Here is a 19,201-nt window from a genome sequence, read left to right as displayed (position 1 = left end):
CCTTCAGAGACGCGGGGAACTGCGTGACCAGCTACAGACCAGCCGCACTCACGCACGTACCCGCGGCCCCTCCCCATGAGGCGCTGCACGACCGCCTGTTCCCCGTGATCAGAAAGCCCCCCATACTCGAAAGGTGACCGACACCGAGCCGCCGGCCTACGACGCCATCGTGTTGGCCGGCGGCGCAGCGAGACGCCTCGGCGGGGCCGACAAACCCTCCGTCCGGGTGGGCGGCCGTCCCCTGCTCGACCGTGTGCTCACGGCCTGTGCCGGCGCCCGGAACACCGTCGTCGTGGCGGCCCCCCGCCCCACTTCCCGCCCGGTCCGCTGGGCCCGCGAGGACCCCCCGGGCGGCGGCCCGGTCGCCGCCCTCGAGGCCGGCCTGCGCCACACCACCGCCGACCGCGTGGTCGTACTCTCCGCGGACCTCCCGTTCCTCGAAGAGGCGACCGTGGAGCGGCTGTTGGCGGCCCTGCACACCAGCGGCGCCGACGCCGCCCTGCTCACCGACGCCGACGACCGGGACCAGCCCCTGGTGGCGGCCTACCGCACCGCTCCGCTGCGCCGCGCGCTGTCCGCCCTCGTCGAAGAGGGCGACGGCCCCGGCCTCACCGGACTCCCCCTGCGGCGCCTGACCGCCGCACTCGACCTCACCCGCGTCCCGGACCCCCTCGCGTCCTTCGACTGCGACACCTGGGACGACATCGCCGACGCCAGGGCACGCATCAGGGAGCATGGGCACGTGTTGGATGAATGGATCTCCGCAGTCAAGGACGAACTGGGCATCGACCTGGACGTCGACACCGGCGTCCTGCTCGACCTGGCCAGGGACGCCGCGCACGGCGTCGCCCGCCCGGCCGCCCCGCTGACCACGTTCCTCGTCGGCTACGCGGCCGCACAGGGCAACGGCGGCCCCGAGGCGGTCGCCGAGGCGGCCCGCAAGGCCGCCGCGCTGGCCCTGCGCTGGGAGGAAGAGGCGAACGCTGCCGAGCAGCCGGCTTCCGGGAAGCCCGCCCCCGGGCCCGGCCGGTGACCGCCCCCGGCACCCGGGTCGGCGCGTCCGCCGGGGACACCGACGACGATCTCGACGTCGAGGAGGCACTCGCCCTCGTGAGAGAGCCCAGGGAGTCCCGTGAGCCCCGGGAGTTCGCAGGGGGCGCCACCGGCGGCCAGACGCCCCCGGCCGCTGCCCCGGGCGAGCACGCCCACGGTGCTCGTTCGGCGCACCAGCACCGCGCCACCCCCTGGCCCCAGGCCCGCGAGATCGCCGCCCGTGCCGCCCGCTCCGGCGCCCGCCGGGCCCCCGTCTCCGTGTCGCTGGCCGACGCCCTCGGGCTGGCCCTGGCCAGCCCATTGGACGCACTGACCGACCTGCCCTCCTTCGACACCTCCGCGATGGACGGCTGGGCGGTGGCGGGCCCCGGTCCCTGGGACGTGCGCGAGGAGGGCGTGCTGGCCGGTCACGCGCAGCCCGAGCCGCTCACCGACGGCGAAGCGGTACGGATCGCCACCGGCGCCCGGATCCCGGCGGACACCACCGCGGTGCTGCGCAGCGAACACGGCCGTATCGACAGCCAGAGCAGGCTGCACCCCACCCGTGAGGTCGTGCACGGCCAGGACATCCGCCCGCGCGGCCAGGAGTGCCGCAGCGGCGACCAGTTGCTGTCCGTCGGCACCCTCGTCACCCCGGCCGTCCTCGGCCTCGCCGCGGCCGCCGGGTACGACACCGTCACGGTCGTCCCCCGTCCCCGGGCCGAAGTCCTGATCCTGGGCGACGAGTTGCTCACCGAGGGGCTCCCGAGCGAAGGACGCATCCGGGACGCGCTCGGCCCGATGCTGCCGCCCTGGCTGCGCGCGCTCGGTGCCGAGGTGACCGCCGTACGCAGGCTCGGCGACGACGCCAAGGCCCTGTACAAGGCGATCACCTCCTCCGGCGCCGACCTCGTCATCACCACGGGTGGCACCGCCTCCGGCCCGGTCGACCATGTCCACTCCACCTTGGAACGCATCGGCGCCGACCTCCTCGTCGACGGCGTCAAGGTCCGCCCCGGCCACCCCATGCTGCTGGCCCGCACCCAGCAGAACCAGCACCTCGTGGGTCTCCCCGGCAATCCCCTCGCCGCCGTCTCCGGCCTGCTCACCCTCGCCGAACCCCTGCTGCGCACCCTCGCCGCCCACCCGGCCCCCGAGCCGTACGCGCTGCCCCTGGCGGAAGCGGCGCACGGACACCCGTACGACACCCGGCTCATCCCGGTCGTCCTGCGGGGTGACGCGGCCGTCCCGCTGCACTACAACGGCCCGGCGATGCTCCGCGGCATCGCCGCCGCCGACGCGCTCGCGGTCGTACCGCCGGGCGGGGCGCAGCGGGGTGAGGAGACGGAGCTCCTGGACCTGCCGTGGGCGGCCGCGGGGATCGAGGTGTGTTTCACGTGAAACTTCCGGGCCATGACGCCATCGCCCGCCAGGCGGACGAACATCTGGTGACCCAACGGGTGAAACTTCCGACGAAAGTGGTGGAGCGCCCGATCCGCCAGGTCAGCAAACGGCTGTCACTGGCCCTGCTCCTGCTGGTCGCCACCGCGTTCATCGTCTACGCCGACCGCGAGGGCTACAACGACACCTCGGACGGCAGCGTCGACCTCCTCGACGCCTTCTACTACGCGACCGTCACCCTCTCCACCACCGGATACGGCGACATCACCCCGGTCAGTGACGCCGCCCGGCTCACCAACATCTTCGTCATCACGCCTCTGCGCGTGCTGTTCCTGATCATCCTGGTCGGCACCACGCTGGAAGTCCTCACCGAACGCACCCGGGAGGAATGGCGCCAGAACCGCTGGAGGTCCGCCTTGCGGGATCACACCGTCGTCGTCGGCTTCGGGACGAAGGGGCGGTCGGCGATCCAGACCGTCTGTGCGACCGGGCTGAAGAAGGAGCAGGTGGTCGTGGTCGACCCCAGCGCCAAGGCGATCGAGGCGGCCACCGCCGAGGGCTACGCCGGGGTGGTCGGGGACGCGACACGCAGTGAGGTGCTCAAGCGGGCCGAGGTACAGCGGGCCCGGCAGATCATCATCGCGACCCAGCGGGACGACACGGCCGTGCTGGTGACCCTGACCGCCCGGCAGCTCAACAAGGGCTCGAAGATCGTGGCCGCGGTCCGTGAGGAGGAGAACGCGCCGCTGCTCAAGCAGTCCGGCGCCGACGCCGTCATCACCAGCGCCAGCGCCGCCGGGCGGCTGCTGGGCCTGTCCGTGCTCAGTCCGGCCGCCGGCATGGTCATGGAGGACCTGATCCAGCAGGGCACCGGCCTGGACCTGGTGGAGCGCCCGGCGGTCAAGGCCGAGGTCGGCAAGACCCCGCGCGAGACGGCCGACCTGGTGGTGAGCATCCTGCGCGGACACCGGGTGCTCGGCTACGACGACCCGGCCGTCGGCACCATCCAGCTGACGGACCGGCTGATCACGATCGTGCGGGCCTCCCCGGGCACCCAGATCGCCCCGGACATACGGCCGCTGCCCCGGGCCTGACCGCGACATACGGCCGCTGCCCGGGCCTGACCGGGAGCGCGGCCGGTCGGGGGGTAGCGTCGGCCGTATGTATGCGATCACGATTCCCGAACCTGGTGGGCCCGAGGCGCTGGTGTGGGACGAGGTCCCCGATCCCGTGGCCGGGGAGGGCGAAGTGCTGGTCGAGGTGGTGGCCAGCGCCGTCAACCGTGCCGACATCCTGCAACGGCAGGGCCAATACAACCCGCCGCCGGGCGCCTCCGCCTATCCCGGTCTGGAGTGCTCCGGCCGGATCGTCGAGCTCGGCCCCGGTGTCTCCGGCTGGTCGGTCGGCGACGAGGTGTGCGCACTGCTCGCGGGCGGCGGCTATGCGCAGAAGGTCGCCGTCCCGGCCGGGCAGCTGCTGCCGGTGCCCGAGGGCGTGGACCTCAAGCAGGCGGCCGCGCTGCCCGAGGTGGCCTGCACGGTCTGGTCGAACGTCTTCATGATCTCCCACCTGCACCCCGGCGAGACGCTGCTCGTGCACGGTGGCACCAGCGGCATCGGCACCATGGCGATCCAGCTGGGCAAGTCGGTCGGCGCCAAGGTCGCGGTCACCGCGGGCACCAAGGAGAAGCTGGACTTCTGCGCCGAGCTGGGCGCGGACATCCTCGTCAACTACCGCGACCAGGACTTCGTCGCCGAGGTGCGGCAGGCCACCGACGGCGCCGGGGCCGACGTCATCCTCGACAACATGGGCGCCAGTTACCTGGACCGGAACGTGCGGGCCCTCGCGGTCAACGGACGGCTCGCGATCATCGGCATGCAGGGCGGGGTGAAGGGCGAGCTGAACATCGGCGCGCTGCTCGGCAAGCGGGCCGCGATCAGCGCGACCTCGCTGCGCGCCCGCCCGCTCGCCGAGAAGGCGGCCATCGTCGCGGCCGTGCGGGAGCATGTGTGGCCGTTGATCGCGGGCGGCCATGTCCGGCCGGTCGTCGACCGCGAGCTGCCGATGGCAGAGGCGGCCGAGGCCCAGCGGCTGGTGGAGGCCAGCGCGCACATCGGCAAGGTTCTTCTCGTGGCCCCTTAGACCGGCGCCCCTTGGGCTTCGTGCCTAGGGCCTGTCTGACAATTCCCGTCGTCGCCCGGAGGGCGGCCTCGCGGCGTCAGGTGCGTGCTCTCGGCGCGCCGGGCGTAGGCCCTCGTACTGGACGTACTTGGGTCTGCGCCCGGTGCGGCGAGAGTGCGTGCATGGCGTCGTGAGGCAGACGGGAATTGTCAGACAGGCCCTAGCTCCGTCGCACCCGCAGGGCGACGAAGGCGAGGCCGAGCCCGAGGCCGATCAGGACCAGGCCGCTGCCCAGCGGCAGGATGTGCAGCACAGGCTCGGAGGAGTCCTCCTCGCTGTGGGCCACGGCCTGGTGCGTGGGGTGCGGGGACGGGGTGGGCACCAGTCCGGCCTCCCGGGGCGGCTGTGCCGAGGTGGCGGCCGGGCTCGCGCCGCCGGTCTCCTCGCCGGTCCCTTCGCCGGGCTCGTCCTCGTCCTCCCCCGAGCCGTCTTCGTCCTGTCCCTGGACGGCCGCCGCCGGGCCCTGGGGCCGTCCCGGCCGCATCCGGCCCTCGCCGGCCAGGGTTCCGGCCCTGGACGGCTCGGGGGAGGCCGAGGCGTCGGCGGAGTCCGAGGGCACGGACTCGGGGTCATGGGCGACCACGGGCTCGGGGTCGTACGCGACGGCAGTGCCGTACGGCAGCAGGACCGTCGCGAGGACGAGCAGCAGGCGGACGAGCGCGAGCCGCACGCCGCCGAGGGTGGATCGCGGCCTTGGAGTCACGTCGGTGACCTCCTGGAGCACAGTCGTCAGAGCCGACGAACACCAGACTCACATTCACCGACAGGACCGGCATTTCTGATTCGGCCGATGGGTCTACGCCCGTCCTGGCGCGGCTCGGAAAGCTGGATCAGTCTCAACCGGGGGCACCACGGTGATGAGGTGTACGGGTGCGAGACAATGGCGGCATGGAGATGCCGAGGAACGAACGGTCGCCGGAGAATCCGCAGATCCTGGTCGTGGGCCAGGACGGGATGGCACTCGGGGGCGGCAACGGGGACGAGGACTCCCGCGAGATCCCGGTGACGGAGATGGTGGAACAGCCCGCCAAGGTCATGCGGATCGGCAGCATGATCAAGCAGCTCCTGGAGGAGGTGCGGGCGGCTCCCCTCGACGAGGCCAGCCGGGTCCGGCTCAAGGAGATCCACGCCAGTTCCGTGAAGGAGCTGGAGGACGGTCTGGCGCCGGAGCTGGTGGAGGAGCTGGAGCGGCTCTCCCTGCCCTTCACCGACGACGTGACCCCGACCGACGCGGAACTGCGGATCGCGCAGGCCCAGTTGGTCGGCTGGCTGGAGGGGCTTTTCCACGGGATCCAGACCACCCTGTTCGCCCAGCAGATGGCCGCCCGCGCCCAGCTGGAGCAGATGCGGCGCGCGCTGCCGCCGGGCGTCGGCCACGAGGGCGAGGAACACGGACCGGCGGCCGGCCGTTCCGGCGGACCGTACCTCTAGGACTCCGAACAGGACTCCTGAGCAGGACTCCCGAGACGGCGAAGGGCCCGGCGTACACCGCCGGGCCCTTCTTACTACCGCGACCACTACTGCGACCACTTCTGCGACTACTGCTGCGACCGCTGTGCCGCGCCTCAGCCGGTGGCCGGGTTGCCCGTCGACACCTTGAGCTCGATGGTCGGCATGTCCTGGGGGTCGACATCCGTGCCGGAGGACGGGAACTGCTCCATGACCGTGCCGTCGCCGTACGTGTTCTCGTCCATGGAGGTGATCTTCATCCGCCAGCCGGCGGCCTGGAAGCACTCCTTGACCGACTTGACGTACTTGAACTTGAAGTCCGGGACCTGGATCTTGTCGGCGTCGTCGTACGACTCCTGCGGCTCGGTGCACTCGGTCTTCTCGATGGTCTTCGCGGTGTCCGGCCCGCGGTAGCCCGACGCGTGCGAGGCCCCGGCGCTCGCGGTGCTTCCGCCGTTGCCGCCGCTTCCGCCGTTGTCGTCCGCACCGCCGCCGTTGTTCAGCGCCAGCGCGACGACCAGACCGATCACCGCGACCAGCGAGACCGCGATCGACCCGATGACCACCGGCCGGTTGCCCCTTCCCCCACCACCGGAGGACGGCGACTGGGGGCTGATGGTGTACGGCGGCGGGGTCGACGGCGCCGGCTGCGCGTACCCGGCCGGCGTCTGGTAACCCGCCTGTTGCGGATAGCCATACGCGGGAGCGGGAGCCGGACCCGGGACCGGGGTGCCGTACGGGTTCGGATGCGGGTTCGGCGTCGGCTGGTACGGCGTCTGCACCGGCCCGGGCGGCGCAGACGCCGCCTGGTCGACCGGCGGGAACACCGCGGAGCCGACCCCGGAACCGCTCTGCGTCGGCGGGATGCCCGGGACGATGCTGGGCGCGGCCGGCTGGAGCGAGGCGGCCACCCGCAGGCACTCGTCGCGCATGGACTCGGCGGTCGGGAAGCGCTCGTTCGGGTTCTTCTTCAGGGCGCGGGCGACCAGCGCGTCCACGGCCGGGGGAAGGGCACGGTTGACCGAGGAGGGAGCGACCGGCTCCTCCTGGACATGCGCGTAGGCGATCGCCAGCGGCGAGTCCGCGTCGAACGGCAGCCGGCCGGTGACCAGCTGGAACAGCATGATGCCGACCGAATAGAGGTCGGAACGGGCGTCCACGCCCCGGCCGAGGGCCTGCTCCGGGGAGAGGTACTGCGGGGTGCCGACGACCATGCCGGTCTGGGTCATCGAGGTGACCCCGGACTGCATGGCACGGGCGATGCCGAAGTCCATCACCTTGACGACCCCGCGCTTGGTCACCATCACGTTGCCGGGCTTGATGTCGCGGTGCACCAGCCCCATCTCGTGGCTGATCTCCAGCGCGGCCAGCACATCGGCGGTGATCTTCAGCGCCTTGTCGGCGGGCATCGCGCCGTACCGCGTCACGTCCTCGTCGAGCACCGAGCCGAGCGGACGGCCCTCGACGTACTCCATGACGATGTACGGCATGGTCGAGCCGTCGAGGTCTTCTTCCCCGGTGTCGAAGACGGAGACGATGTTGGTGTGCGTGAGCTTGGCCACTGCCTGGGCCTCGCGGCGGAAGCGCTCGCGGAAGGCCTGTTCCCGGCCGAGTTCGGTGTGCAGGGTCTTGATCGCGACCTGCCGGTCCAGGACCGAGTCGTACGCCAGGTGCACGGAGGCCATACCGCCCGCGCCGAGCAGGTCGCGCAGTTGGTAGCGGCCACCCGCCAGAGCCCGCCCCACGTAACGGCCGTGTGCGCCGTCCTGGCTCATTTTCCCCGTCCCCCGTCGGGCGCTCAGGCACCCTTGTTGATCGAATGTCTCATTCCCGGCCAAGTCTGCCGGAGGGCACCGACACGTCAAGCGCGGTGCCCGTTCCGTGACCGTACGCGAAAGAAGAGCCGCGGAAGCGTTACAGCTGCCGTACGTCCGGTACACAGAATTTGCACGACAGCGCGTGGTACGGGTTTGATGGCCGGTCCGTCCACGGGCCGGAACCGGGACCTGGGGGTTGCGCGGAGGCTGTAGCGTGGCCGACGGAGACCGTGACAACACCGCGCGCACCGCGGGCAGAAACGACGGCGAGGACCGATGGCACAGACGCACAGCGCCCAGGGCCCGTCCGACCCCGAGGCGACTGGCGGCGGTATGTCGGACGCGCCTGAGCTGTGGGGCAACGGCGGCCTGGTCGGCGACGGCCGTTATCGGCTCACGCATCGGCTCGGCCGTGGCGGCATGGCCGAGGTGTTCGCCGCCGAGGACGTACGGCTCGGCCGGACCGTGGCCGTCAAGCTGCTGCGCGCCGATCTCGCCGAGGACCCGGTCTCCAAGGCCCGTTTCACGCGCGAGGCTCAGTCGGTCGCCGGGCTCAACCACCACGCGATCGTGGCGGTGTACGACTCCGGCGAGGACGTGGTCGGCGGCCAGTCCGTGCCGTACATCGTGATGGAGCTGGTCGAGGGCCGCACCATCCGCGACCTGCTGATCAACGCCGAGGCGCCGGGCCCCGAGCAGGCCCTGATCATCACGTCCGGGGTGCTGGAGGCGCTGGCTTACTCGCACCAGCACGGCATCGTGCACCGCGACATCAAGCCCGCCAACGTGATCATCACCCACAACGGCGCCGTCAAGGTGATGGACTTCGGCATCGCCCGCGCCCTGCACGGCGCGTCCACGACGATGACGCAGACCGGCATGGTCATGGGCACGCCCCAGTACCTCTCGCCGGAGCAGGCGCTCGGCAAGGCCGTCGACCACCGCTCCGACCTGTACGCCACCGGCTGTCTGCTGTACGAACTCCTCGCGCTGCGGCCCCCGTTCATCGGCGAGACCCCGCTGTCGGTGGTCTACCAGCACGTGCAGGACATCCCGGTGCCGCCGTCCCAGACCTCCGAGGGCGCCGCCCCGCCGGAGTTGGACGGCCTGGTCATGCGCTCGCTCGCCAAGGAACCCGACGACCGCTTCCAGACCGCGGAGGAGATGCGCGGCCTGGTCCAGTACGGCCTGCAGATGCTGTACGACCAGGGCAGCCACACCGGCACCTGGAACACCGGCCCGGTCACCGTGCACGACGGCCGGCACGCCTCGGCGGGCGGTTTCGCCGGCACGACGGTGATGCAGAACCCGACGGACTCCAACGGGACCTCGCAGATCCCGCAGCCGATCCTGCCGTCCGGCTACGGCGGCGGTGACGACGGCGGCTTCGAGGGGCACGGCAACCGGGGCAGCGGCCGCGGCAAGCTGTGGATCCTGGCCGTCTTCGCGGTGATCGCCATCGCGGCGGGCGTCGCGCTGGCGCTGAACAACGGCGGTGGCGACGGCGGTGACCCCGGGACGTCGACGTCGCCGAGCGTCTCGCAGACCACCAAGGACGAGACGCCCAGCGCGAGCCCCTCCGACGAGGCCAGCGACACGGCCACGGACACGGAGACCGACACCAGCGGCTCGGGCAACGACGACAACTCCCACTACACGCCGTCGGAGACTCCGTCCTACACCCAGTCCCAGACGGAGAGCACCGACCCGACCGACGAGCAGCCGTCCGACACGGCGAGCGCCTCGCAGCCCACCGACACCGCGAGCTCCCCCGAGACGGACCCCACCGAATCGACGGGCACGGACGGTGGCAGCGGCGCCACGGACGAGGGCAACACGATCTCCGGCGCCGGCCTGGGCAACCCCTGAAGGACACCGGCACCCCCGCGGGGCTGAGCGCCGGTCCTCACCCGGCGAACGCGTCGCACACCGCGTCGTACTCGCCGGTCCACCACACGGCCAGCGCCGAGGCGGCCGGGAACTGAGGGTCCGCGCGGGTGTCGCCGCGCTCGTAGTGCCAGCGCAGCATCCAGAAGTCGTTGAGCCGTTCCCACCACACGCGGTGCACGGCCGCCGCCAGCTCCGAGGGCGTGGCGCCGGCCGCGCGCCGGTACGCGCGCGCGTACGCCCGCACCTTCGGCAGGTCGAGCGCTCCCGCCGGGCGCACGAAGAAGATCGCGGCGGCGCGGACGGCCTCCTCCGCGCGGGGCTGCACGCCCAGCCGGTCCCAGTCGACGATCGCGGCGGGCGCGTCGTCCTTGTAGAGCAGGTTGAACGGGTGGAAGTCGCCGTGCACCCAGCCCACGGAGGCGCCGCGCGGGGGACGCCGGCCGGCGTGCTGCTCCAGGAGCGCACGGCGTTCGAGCAGCCGGTGCCGGGCGAGTTCGTCGAAGGCGTCGGCGGGCCGGTGCCGGCTGACGTGGGCGAGCAGGTCGTCGATGAGGGCGAAGGTGTCGGCGGGATCGGCGCTCTCGACGGGATGGGGGCTCGTGGCCGGGCGGGTGCGCCCCTTGGGTGGCATCACGCGCTCCAGGCAGGCGTGCACGGCGCCCAGGAGCGCACCGAGCCGCGCGCACTCCCCGCGCGTGAGCTGCCCGCCGTGCCGGTGCCGGCCGTCGATCCAGGGGTGCAGCGCGTAGGCGTGGCCGCCGACGACGGCGACCGTACGGCCCTCACGGTGGGCCAGCGGCGGGGCGACCGGGACGCCGAGGGCGGCCAGGCGCTGGGTGGCCAGATGGCGGCGTTCGATGGCGGCCGGGTCGGCGGTGTCGGGGTCGAAGTGGTGCTTCAGGAAGTAGCGGCCGCGGGTGGTGCGGACGCGGTAGCCGCGGTTGAGCAGGCCCTGTTCGACGGGTTCGCAGGTGAGTGCGGAACCTGCGGCGTACAGCCGGAGCAGGGCGCCCAGAGGGGGTGCATGGGGCATGAGGGGTGGTACACATGGGCGCGGCACGCGGCAGATGCTAGGGCAACGCCTGGGCCTGTGAGCTGGGGATTGTCGCAGGCAGTCGCGGTTGGTCGCTTTCGGTCACGTGGTGGACCCGGGCGAACGCGGGTGCGAAGGAATCGTCCCAGGACGCACCAGCGGAGACGCGCTCACCGTGGAGCGCCCGTGTCGCGGACCGAGGGCCGTACATCTTCCCGTGGCCCGGGGTGGCGGGATAACGTGCGGTAGCTCCGGCCTCCCGCAAGGCTCTGACCAGCGACCTTCCGGCCTGCGTCGATTTACTAGGAAACCCAAGCAAAAAGTACTTGGATTTCCAAGCAAAATCGCAGGTCAGGAGGGGTTTCACAGAAATGTGGAGCACTGGGTAACGTGCATCTTGCAGGGCGCTCGCCGGGGCACCTGTCACGCCTGTTCCCGGCCGAGTGGCACCCACCCCGTGCCACGGGTGTCGGAAGCAGGTGAGCCGCACTGGTTCACCCGGCAACCCCGGGGGCCGGACCGACGGAGGAGCACACGTGACCGTGGACAGCAGTGCCGCGAGCGAACCGCGACGCAGCGCCGCAGGCAAAGCCGGCGCCACCGGCAGCAAGACCGGCACCAAGCGCACCACTCGCACCACCCCGCATCGCACCACCACGAAGAAGAGCACCGATCCCGAGCTCGTGCAGCTGCTGACCCCGGAGGGCAAGCGGGTCAAGAACGCCGAGTACGACTCCTACGTCGCCGGGATCACCCCCGACGACCTGCGCGGCCTGTACCGCGACATGGTGCTCACCCGCCGCTTCGACGCCGAGGCCACCGCCCTGCAGCGCCAGGGCGAGCTGGGCCTGTGGGCGTCCCTGCTCGGCCAGGAGGCCGCCCAGATCGGCTCCGGGCGCGCCACCCGCGAGGACGACTACGTCTTCCCGACCTACCGCGAGCACGGCGTCGCCTGGTGCCGTGGGGTCGACCCGACCAACCTGCTGGGCATGTTCCGCGGCGTCAACCACGGCGGCTGGGACCCCAACAGCAACAACTTCCACCTCTACACGATCGTCATCGGCTCCCAGACGCTGCACGCCACCGGCTACGCCATGGGCGTCGCCAAGGACGGCGCGGACTCGGCGGTCATCGCCTACTTCGGCGACGGCGCCTCCAGCCAGGGCGACGTCGCCGAATCGTTCACCTTCGCCGCGGTCTACAACGCCCCGGTGGTGTTCTTCTGCCAGAACAACCAGTGGGCGATCTCCGAGCCGACCGAGAAGCAGACCCGCGTCCCGCTCTACCAGCGCGCCCAGGGCTACGGCTTCCCCGGCGTCCGGGTCGACGGCAACGACGTGCTGGCCTGCCTCGCGGTCACCAAGTGGGCGCTGGAGCGCGCCCGCAGCGGCGAGGGCCCGACGCTGGTCGAGGCGTACACCTACCGGATGGGCGCCCACACCACCTCCGACGACCCGACCAAGTACCGGGCCGACGAGGAGCGCGAGGCCTGGGAGGCCAAGGACCCGATCCTGCGGCTTCGCCGGTACCTGGAGGCCTCAAACCACGCGGACGAGGGATTCTTCGCGGAACTCGAGGCCGAGTCCGAGGCGTTGGGCAGGCGAGTGCGCGAAGCGGTCCGAGCCATGCCGAACCCGGACAACTTCGCCATGTTCGAACACGTGTACGCGGACGGGCATGCGCTCGTCGACGAGGAACGAGCCCAGTTCGCCGCCTACCAGGCGTCGTTCGCGGACGTAGAGGGGGCCTGACCATGGCAGCGGAAAAGATGGCTCTGGCCAAGGCGATCAACGAGTCGCTGCGCCGTGCCCTGGACACCGACCCCAAGGTCCTCGTCATGGGCGAGGACGTCGGCAAGCTCGGCGGCGTCTTCCGGGTCACCGACGGCCTGCAGAAGGACTTCGGCGAGAGCCGTGTCATCGACACCCCCCTCGCGGAGTCCGGCATCGTCGGCACCGCGATCGGCCTCGCCCTGCGCGGCTACCGCCCCGTGGTGGAGATCCAGTTCGACGGCTTCGTCTTCCCGGCCTACGACCAGATCGTCACCCAGCTGGCGAAGATGCACGCGCGGTCGCTGGGCAAGGTCAAGATGCCGGTCGTCGTGCGCATCCCCTACGGCGGCGGCATCGGCGCGGTCGAGCACCACTCGGAGTCCCCCGAGGCGCTCTTCGCGCACGTGGCGGGTCTGAAGATCGTTTCCCCGTCCAACTCCTCGGACGCCTACTGGATGATGCAGCAGGCCATCCAGAGCGACGACCCGGTGATCTTCTTCGAGCCCAAGCGGCGCTACTGGGACAAGGGCGAGGTCAATACCGAATCCATCCCGGGCCCGCTGCACAAGGCGCGTGTGGTCCGCGAGGGCACCGACCTCACCCTGGCCGCCTACGGCCCGATGGTGAAGCTCTGCCAGGAGGTCGCCGACGCGGCCGCCGAGGAGGGCAGGTCCCTGGAGATCCTCGACCTGCGGTCCGTCTCCCCGCTGGACTTCGACTCCATCCAGGCCTCGGTCGAGAAGACCCGCCGTCTGGTCGTCGTCCACGAGGCACCGGTGTTCTTCGGCTCGGGCGCGGAGATCGCCGCCCGTATCACCGAGCGCTGCTTCTACCACCTGGAGGCCCCGGTGCTCCGGGTCGGCGGCTACCACGCCCCCTACCCGCCGGCCCGCCTGGAGGAGGAGTACCTTCCGGGCCTGGACCGGGTGCTCGACGCCGTCGACCGTGCCCTGGCGTACTGAGGAGAGGGTCGTGACGACGATGACGGAAGCGTCCGTACGCGAGTTCAAGATGCCGGACGTGGGCGAGGGGCTCACCGAGGCCGAGATCCTCAAGTGGTACGTCCAGCCGGGCGACACGGTCACCGACGGCCAGGTGGTGTGCGAGGTCGAGACGGCGAAGGCGGCCGTCGAACTGCCCATCCCCTACGACGGGGTGGTGCGTGAGCTGCGCTTCGCCGAGGGCACCACGGTCGACGTGGGCACGGCGATCATCGCGGTGGACGTGTCGGGCGGGGCGGCCGCTCCCGCGGCGGAACCCGCGCCGGCTCCGGAGCCGGAGGAGAAGCCGCAGGGCCGCCAGCCGGTCCTCGTCGGCTACGGCGTCGCGGCCTCCTCCACGAAGCGCCGCCCGCGCAAGGGCCCGGAGGTGACGGTCGCCGAAGCGGCGGTGCAGGCGGCGGTCCAGCAGGAGCTGAACGGCCACGGCCCTGCCGACGTTGCCGCGGTGGTCCCCGAGGCCCCCGCCACGGAGCGTCCCCGCCCGCTGGCGAAGCCGCCGGTGCGCAAGCTGGCGAAGGACCTGGGCGTCGACCTGGCCACGGTGACCCCGTCGGGCCCGGACGGCGTCATCACACGCGAGGACGTCCACGCGGCGGTGGCGGCCGTACCGACGGCGGCCCCGCAGCAGGCGCCCGCCGAGCCGACGGCTCCTGCCGTTCCGGCGACTGCCGTGGCGTCGTACGACGGTGTGCGGGAGACCCGGGTCCCCATCAAGGGCGTCCGCAAGGCGACGGCGGCGGCGATGGTGGGTTCGGCGTTCACGGCGCCGCATGTCACGGAGTTCGTGACGGTGGACGTGACCCGCACGATGAAGCTGGTGGAGGAGCTGAAGCAGGACAAGGACCTGCAGGGCCTCCGGGTGAACCCGCTTCTCCTCATCGCCAAGGCCCTGCTGGTCGCGATCCGGCGCAACCCGGACATCAACGCGTCCTGGGACGAGGTGAACCAGGAGATCGTGCTCAAGCACTACGTCAACCTGGGCATCGCCGCGGCCACCCCGCGGGGCCTGATCGTCCCGAACATCAAGGACGCCCACGCGAAGACGCTGCCGCAGCTGGCCGAGTCCCTCGGCGAGCTCGTGTCCACGGCCCGGGACGGCAAGACCTCGCCCGGCGCCATGCAGGGCGGCACGGTGACGATCACCAACGTCGGTGTCTTCGGCATCGACACGGGGACGCCGATCCTCAACCCGGGCGAGGCGGCGATCCTGGCGGTCGGCGCGATCAAACTCCAGCCCTGGGTCCACAAGGGCAAGGTCAAGCCCCGCCAGGTCACCACGCTGGCCCTGTCCTTCGACCACCGCCTGGTCGACGGCGAACTGGGCTCCAAGGTCCTCGCGGACATCGCGGCGATCCTGGAACAGCCGAAGCGGTTGATTACCTGGGGCTGAGAGCCGATAGGTTGGGAGAGTGGGCGGCCGCAAATTCGTCTTGCGACCGCCCACTCACTTTCAGAGCTGGTTCAGCACGTAGACCGGCGCCCCTTCCTCCGTCCCGCCCCGCGAGTGAATGCAGGCGTGCTTGCGCAGCAGCCGGAGACACTCGTTGACGCGGTGCACCGTCAGGCCGGTACGCGCGGCGATCGATTCGAGCGGCTCCCGCAGCTCACCCCGCTCGACGAGGACCGGGGCGATGACGACGGCCACCGTCCACACGTCCTCGGTCACCGACAACCGCCGTCGCCAGTCGGCGAGTACGGACTCGGTGGTCGGCAGCGCCAGGGGCGGCCCGTATGGCTTACGACGTTCGAGGACGAGTTCGTCGAGCCGGTCGGCGATTCGTTCCATGGCCCGGACCATGGCCTGCTGCACGGCGAGCGTGCTCTTCTGCAACTCGATCAGTTCGCGCTGCCCGTCCGCCAACTGCTGGTCCAGCTGAAGATTGTGCGCCTCCAGCCGGACGATGGCCTCCGCGACCTGCTCCGGCATGGCGTAGGCGACGGGGGCGCCCGGTTCGGTGGGCTGGACCTCGGCCTCTTCGAGAGTGTAGGAACCCTCTCGCTGAACGGTCGCGATGACTTCGGCGACCCACTCTTTGAAGGGGGCGCACGCGGGCTTCGTGCAGCCGTTGACGAGGATGATCAGGCCCTGGAGATCGATGAGATTCATGTCTCGACGCCAGTCCCTACCTGCGGGAATGCCGAGAGCGTGACTTCCAGTCACGCTCTCGAGACTCTCTCGATGCGTCTCCGGGACGTGATCCGCGAGTGCCTTGCTGGGCGTGGTGTAACCCAGTTCCTTGCACACATCCACCGCCGGGAACCAGTGCTTTCCGTCCGGCATGGTCAGTCGTCGTACCCGGGCTCCGGTCGCCGCGTATACGAAGTCGCTGACGTCGATCGCCTCGTGGGACTTGGCCGGCTTCGCTTGCTTGTTGGGTTCGTTCATGGGAACCACCTCCGCCGCGGAACTTAGGGCGAAGGAAATCGAATATGCCAGTCAAATACCGCGATGTTCACGATTGCGAGGGAAGGATACGAGTTTTGCTGCGCCGGGTCGCTCGGGTATGCGAAAAGGCCCGCCGCAGATGCTGCGGCGGGCCTTCGTCGTCTGTGTGCCGGGCTGTCAGCCGAGGCGGGCGAAGCCGTAGTTGAGGAGCTTCGTGGCGTCCGTGGCGCGCTGGGTGACCGAGGACGAGGCGAGGACGGTGCCGATGACCGTCTTGCCGTTGCGGGTCGCGGCGAAGACCAGGCAGTACTTGGCCTCGGGGCCGGAGCCGGTCTTCACGCCGATGGCGCCGCTGTAGCTGCCGAGCAGCGTGTTGGTGTTGGTCCAGGCACCCATGGTGCGGGTGGAACCGGTCTTGGTGATCGTCTTCGCCGTGTACTTCTTCGTCTTGACGACCGTGCGGAACGTGGCGTTCTTCATCGCGCTGCTGGCGATCTTCGTCAGGTCGCGCGGCGTGGAGTAGTTGTTGCCGTTGCCGATGCCGTCGAAGGAATCGAAGTGCGTGTTCGTCAGGTGCAGGTTCTTGGCGGCGGTGTTCATCTTGGAGATGAAGTTGGCGACCCGCTTGGCGCGGGTCGTACCGGTGCCGTACGTGTCGGCGAGCGCGTAGGCGGCGTCGCAGCCGGAGGGCAGCATCAGCCCGTAGAGCAGCTGGCCGACGGTGACCTTGTCGCCGACGATCAGGTGCGCCTGGGAGGCGTTGTTGGCGACGACGTAGTCGCTGTACGCCTTCTGGATCGTGACCTTCTTGGCGAGGTTCAGGTTCGACTGCGCGAGCACGACCTTGGCGGTCATGATCTTCGTCGTCGAGCCGGTGGACAGCCGGGTGTCGGCCTTCTTCGTGTACAGCGAGGCGGCGTTGGCGTTGTTCATGAGGTAGCCGCCCTTGGCCACAATGGTGGGCGCCGTGACAGCCTGCGCGGGTGCCGCGGTGAGGGCCCCGGTGGCGAGCAACGCGCCGGACGTGACGGCGACGGCGACAGCTCTGCGGAAGCGGGTGCCCTTAATGCCGGTAATCAAGTGAGTTACCCCGAGTCGAGTCGAATGCCCCTGTAGTGCGGCCAAGTTGAGGCGGCAGGGAAGTGCGGGCCGCACGTGTAGGACACGTAAGTAGCACAGATGGTTGTGCGGTTGCTGGGGGAGACATAGGTCACGTCCGCATGGTGGACGGTCCATCTGCATGCGTACGTGTTGTATCTATCCTGTGGGCATGAGCCTGGCCGTCAAGCAGCCCCCCGCCGCCGACCGTGTGTACTCCCATGTCAAGCAAGCTGTCCTGGACCGTCACTACGAGGGCGGCACGCTGCTCACCGAGGGCGAGCTGGCCGAGGCCGTAGGGGTGTCCCGCACCCCGGTCCGCGAGGCGCTGCTGCGCCTCGAGGTGGAGGGCCTGATCAAGCTCTACCCGAAGAAGGGCGCCCTGGTGCTGCCCGTCTCCGCGCAGGAGATCGCGGACGTGGTGGAGACCCGGATGCTGGTCGAGGAGCACGCGGTGCGCAAGGCCATACCGCCGTCGGCGCTGCTCGTGGCCCGCCTGGAGGAGCTGCTGGACCGTCAGAAGGCCGAGGCCGCCGCCGGCGACCTGGCCGCCGCGGCCGTCACGGACCGCTGCTTCCACGCCGAGATCGTCCGCGACGGCGGCAACGAGATCCTCTCCCGCCTCTACGACCAGCTCCGCGACCGCCAGCTGCGGATGGGCGTCGCGATCATGAACGCCCATCCCGACCGGATCGCCAAGTCGCTGACCGAGCACGAGGAGATACTGGACGCGCTGCGCGCCGGGGACGCCGACCGTGCGGTCGAGTTGGTGCACCGGCACGTCGACTGGTTCGCGCACCTGGCGCGGGGTGAGGTCCGGTGAACCGAGGCAGCGTCGCGTTGCCCGGTGATCCGCCGGGCGGCCGCCGGGCCGTCGCGGTGTGGTCCATAGGCGTCTCGGTCTACTTCGTCGCCGTCATCTTCCGTACGTCCCTCGGTGTCGCCGGCCTCGACGCGGCCGACCGCTTCCATGTCAACGCCTCGGCCCTGTCCACCTTCTCGATACTCCAGCTGCTGGTCTACGCCGGCATGCAGATACCCGTCGGCCTGCTGGTCGACAGCCTCGGCACGAAGAAGGTGCTGTCCATCGGCGCGGTGCTGTTCACGGCCGGTCAGCTGGGCTTCGCGTTCTCCCCGTCGTACGGCACCGCGCTCGCCTCGCGCGCCCTGCTCGGCTGCGGCGACGCCATGACCTTCATCAGCGTGCTGCGGCTCGGCACCCGCTGGTTCCCGGTGCGGCGCGGGCCGCTCGTCGCACAGCTCGCCGGTCTGGTCGGCATGGCGGGCAACCTCGTCTCCACGCTGGTCCTGGCCCGGCTGCTGCACGGCATCGGGTGGACCCCGGCGTTCGCGGGCAGCGCGCTGGCCGGTGTGGTCGTGCTGGTCCTCGTGCTGTTCTTCCTGAAGGACCACCCCGACGGGTACGAGCCGGCGCCCTTCCCGCACCGGGGCGCGGCGTACGTACGCAAGCAGATCGCCGCGTCCTGGCGGGAGCCGGGGACCCGGCTCGGTCTGTGGGTGCACTTCACCACCCAGTTCCCGGCGATGGTGTTCCTGCTGCTGTGGGGGCTGCCTTTCCTGGTCCAGGCGCAGGGGTTGTCCCGTGCCACCGCCGGTGAGCTGCTGACGCTGGTCGTGCTCTCCAACATGGTGATCGGTCTGGTCTACGGCCAGGTCGTCGCCCGGCATCACGCGGCGCGGCTGCCGTTGGCGCTGGGCACGGTCGGGGCGACGTCCGTCGTGTGGGCGGCGACGCTGGTGTATCCGGCCGAGCATGCGCCGATGTGGCTGCTGTTGGTGTTGTGTGCGGTGCTGGGGGCGTGTGGGCCGGCGTCGATGCTCGGCTTCGACTTCGCGCGGCCGGCGAATCCGCCCGAGCGGCAGGGGACCGCGTCGGGGATCACCAATATGGGTGGTTTCGTGGCCTCGATGACGACGTTGTTCGTGGTGGGTGTGCTGTTGGACGCGACCGGTGACAACTACTCGGTGGCGTTCTCGTGTGTGTTCGTGCTCCAGGCCTTGGGGGTGAGCCAGATCCTGCGGTTGCGGGGGCGGGCGGCTCGGCGGGAGCGGGAGCGGTTGGTGGCGAGCCGGGTGGAGACGGTGCACGTGCCTGCGTGATCTTTTTCTCCCGCCCGCGC

At 70.8% G+C, this 19,201-nt stretch carries 16 protein-coding genes; 11 read left to right on the top strand and 5 right to left on the bottom strand.

Going from position 1 to position 19,201, the window contains the following annotated elements:
- Nucleotides 1–133 precede the first annotated feature (133 nt).
- The 4 genes from ACZ5K7_RS16595 (at nucleotide 134) to ACZ5K7_RS16580 (ending at nucleotide 4,575) form a co-directional block, all read left to right on the top strand.
- Nucleotides 134–1,033 carry an NTP transferase domain-containing protein gene (locus tag ACZ5K7_RS16595; protein WP_468914135.1) on the top strand — a complete coding sequence of 300 codons (900 nt, stop codon included), beginning with the start codon at nucleotides 134–136 and terminating at the stop codon, nucleotides 1,031–1,033.
- Complete coding sequence (locus ACZ5K7_RS16590; protein WP_450971847.1) at nucleotides 1,030–2,433, top strand: molybdopterin molybdotransferase MoeA; 1,404 nt, start codon at nucleotides 1,030–1,032, stop codon at nucleotides 2,431–2,433. Before ACZ5K7_RS16595 ends, ACZ5K7_RS16590 begins: the two co-directional genes overlap by 4 nt.
- Nucleotides 2,430–3,527, top strand: a complete 1,098-nt coding sequence (locus tag ACZ5K7_RS16585; RefSeq protein ID WP_351696003.1) for a potassium channel family protein — start codon at nucleotides 2,430–2,432, stop codon at nucleotides 3,525–3,527. Before ACZ5K7_RS16590 ends, ACZ5K7_RS16585 begins: the two co-directional genes overlap by 4 nt.
- Before the next feature lie 67 nt (nucleotides 3,528–3,594).
- Nucleotides 3,595–4,575, top strand: a complete 981-nt coding sequence (locus ACZ5K7_RS16580; RefSeq protein ID WP_468914131.1) for an NAD(P)H-quinone oxidoreductase — start codon at nucleotides 3,595–3,597, stop codon at nucleotides 4,573–4,575.
- A gap of 199 nt (nucleotides 4,576–4,774) precedes the next feature.
- Here the strand turns inward: ACZ5K7_RS16580 and ACZ5K7_RS16575 are convergent, their stop codons facing one another.
- Nucleotides 4,775–5,317 carry a hypothetical protein gene (locus tag ACZ5K7_RS16575; protein WP_468914128.1) on the bottom strand — a complete coding sequence of 181 codons (543 nt, stop codon included), beginning with the start codon at nucleotides 5,315–5,317 and terminating at the stop codon, nucleotides 4,775–4,777.
- Nucleotides 5,318–5,502: 185 nt separating this feature from the next.
- Here ACZ5K7_RS16575 and ACZ5K7_RS16570 point away from each other — a divergent pair, with 185 nt between their 5' ends.
- Nucleotides 5,503–6,045 (top strand): bacterial proteasome activator family protein, encoded by a 543-nt coding sequence (locus ACZ5K7_RS16570; protein WP_351696009.1) that lies wholly within the window; start codon nucleotides 5,503–5,505, stop codon nucleotides 6,043–6,045.
- Nucleotides 6,046–6,179: 134 nt separating this feature from the next.
- Here the strand turns inward: ACZ5K7_RS16570 and ACZ5K7_RS16565 are convergent, their stop codons facing one another.
- On the bottom strand, nucleotides 6,180–7,838 hold the full coding sequence (locus tag ACZ5K7_RS16565) for a protein kinase domain-containing protein (protein WP_468914125.1): 1,659 nt from the start codon (nucleotides 7,836–7,838) through the stop codon (nucleotides 6,180–6,182).
- Between the two features lie 318 nt (nucleotides 7,839–8,156).
- Here ACZ5K7_RS16565 and ACZ5K7_RS16560 point away from each other — a divergent pair, with 318 nt between their 5' ends.
- Nucleotides 8,157–9,749 carry a protein kinase domain-containing protein gene (locus tag ACZ5K7_RS16560; RefSeq protein WP_351696013.1) on the top strand — a complete coding sequence of 531 codons (1,593 nt, stop codon included), beginning with the start codon at nucleotides 8,157–8,159 and terminating at the stop codon, nucleotides 9,747–9,749.
- A 37-nt stretch (nucleotides 9,750–9,786) separates the two neighbouring features.
- Here ACZ5K7_RS16560 and ACZ5K7_RS16555 read toward each other — a convergent pair whose 3' ends face one another.
- Nucleotides 9,787–10,803 carry a phosphotransferase gene (locus tag ACZ5K7_RS16555; protein WP_351696015.1) on the bottom strand — a complete coding sequence of 339 codons (1,017 nt, stop codon included), beginning with the start codon at nucleotides 10,801–10,803 and terminating at the stop codon, nucleotides 9,787–9,789.
- Between the two features lie 536 nt (nucleotides 10,804–11,339).
- On the opposite strand from ACZ5K7_RS16555, the gene pdhA reads away from it, so the two are divergent.
- From pdhA to ACZ5K7_RS16540, 3 genes are read left to right on the top strand one after another with little or no spacing between them, the layout of a single operon-like run.
- On the top strand, nucleotides 11,340–12,554 hold the full coding sequence (pdhA, locus tag ACZ5K7_RS16550) for a pyruvate dehydrogenase (acetyl-transferring) E1 component subunit alpha (RefSeq protein WP_468914120.1): 1,215 nt from the start codon (nucleotides 11,340–11,342) through the stop codon (nucleotides 12,552–12,554).
- A 2-nt stretch (nucleotides 12,555–12,556) separates the two neighbouring features.
- Entirely contained in the window at nucleotides 12,557–13,537 is a 981-nt protein-coding gene (locus tag ACZ5K7_RS16545) for an alpha-ketoacid dehydrogenase subunit beta (RefSeq protein WP_351696019.1), read from the top strand.
- Between the two features lie 10 nt (nucleotides 13,538–13,547).
- Nucleotides 13,548–14,966, top strand: coding sequence for a dihydrolipoamide acetyltransferase family protein (locus ACZ5K7_RS16540; RefSeq protein WP_468914116.1), 1,419 nt, complete (start codon nucleotides 13,548–13,550; stop codon nucleotides 14,964–14,966).
- A gap of 60 nt (nucleotides 14,967–15,026) precedes the next feature.
- On the opposite strand, the gene ACZ5K7_RS16535 is transcribed toward ACZ5K7_RS16540, so the two are convergent.
- Nucleotides 15,027–15,962 (bottom strand): BRO-N domain-containing protein, encoded by a 936-nt coding sequence (locus tag ACZ5K7_RS16535; protein WP_468914113.1) that lies wholly within the window; start codon nucleotides 15,960–15,962, stop codon nucleotides 15,027–15,029.
- Between the two features lie 177 nt (nucleotides 15,963–16,139).
- Nucleotides 16,140–17,042: a D-alanyl-D-alanine carboxypeptidase family protein gene (locus ACZ5K7_RS16530; protein WP_468914111.1), complete on the bottom strand. Its 903-nt coding sequence runs from the start codon at nucleotides 17,040–17,042 to the stop codon at nucleotides 16,140–16,142.
- 190 nt (nucleotides 17,043–17,232) lie between these two features.
- On the opposite strand from ACZ5K7_RS16530, the gene ACZ5K7_RS16525 reads away from it, so the two are divergent.
- Nucleotides 17,233–17,883: a GntR family transcriptional regulator gene (locus tag ACZ5K7_RS16525; protein WP_468914108.1), complete on the top strand. Its 651-nt coding sequence runs from the start codon at nucleotides 17,233–17,235 to the stop codon at nucleotides 17,881–17,883.
- Entirely contained in the window at nucleotides 17,880–19,181 is a 1,302-nt protein-coding gene (locus tag ACZ5K7_RS16520) for an MFS transporter (RefSeq protein WP_468914106.1), read from the top strand. The genes ACZ5K7_RS16525 and ACZ5K7_RS16520 overlap by 4 nt, the downstream gene beginning before the upstream one ends.
- Nucleotides 19,182–19,201: the final 20 nt, after the last annotated feature.

It is taken from the genome of Streptomyces sp. NPDC031497 (assembly GCF_055580905.1).
This window is presented reverse-complemented; position numbering and strand designations above follow the sequence as displayed.

Excerpts from the sequence above, each read along its gene's own strand:
- ACZ5K7_RS16560 (WP_351696013.1), top strand. The coding sequence starts at position 8,157 with ATGGCACAGACGCACAGCGCCCAGGGCCCGTCCGACCCCGAGGCGACT.
- ACZ5K7_RS16555 (WP_351696015.1), bottom strand. The coding sequence starts at position 10,803 with ATGCCCCATGCACCCCCTCTGGGCGCCCTGCTCCGGCTGTACGCCGCA.
- ACZ5K7_RS16535 (WP_468914113.1), bottom strand. The coding sequence starts at position 15,962 with ATGAACGAACCCAACAAGCAAGCGAAGCCGGCCAAGTCCCACGAGGCG.
- ACZ5K7_RS16565 (WP_468914125.1), bottom strand. The coding sequence starts at position 7,838 with ATGAGCCAGGACGGCGCACACGGCCGTTACGTGGGGCGGGCTCTGGCG.
- ACZ5K7_RS16580 (WP_468914131.1), top strand. The coding sequence starts at position 3,595 with ATGTATGCGATCACGATTCCCGAACCTGGTGGGCCCGAGGCGCTGGTG.
- ACZ5K7_RS16545 (WP_351696019.1), top strand. The coding sequence starts at position 12,557 with ATGGCAGCGGAAAAGATGGCTCTGGCCAAGGCGATCAACGAGTCGCTG.
- ACZ5K7_RS16570 (WP_351696009.1), top strand. The coding sequence starts at position 5,503 with ATGGAGATGCCGAGGAACGAACGGTCGCCGGAGAATCCGCAGATCCTG.
- ACZ5K7_RS16525 (WP_468914108.1), top strand. The coding sequence starts at position 17,233 with ATGAGCCTGGCCGTCAAGCAGCCCCCCGCCGCCGACCGTGTGTACTCC.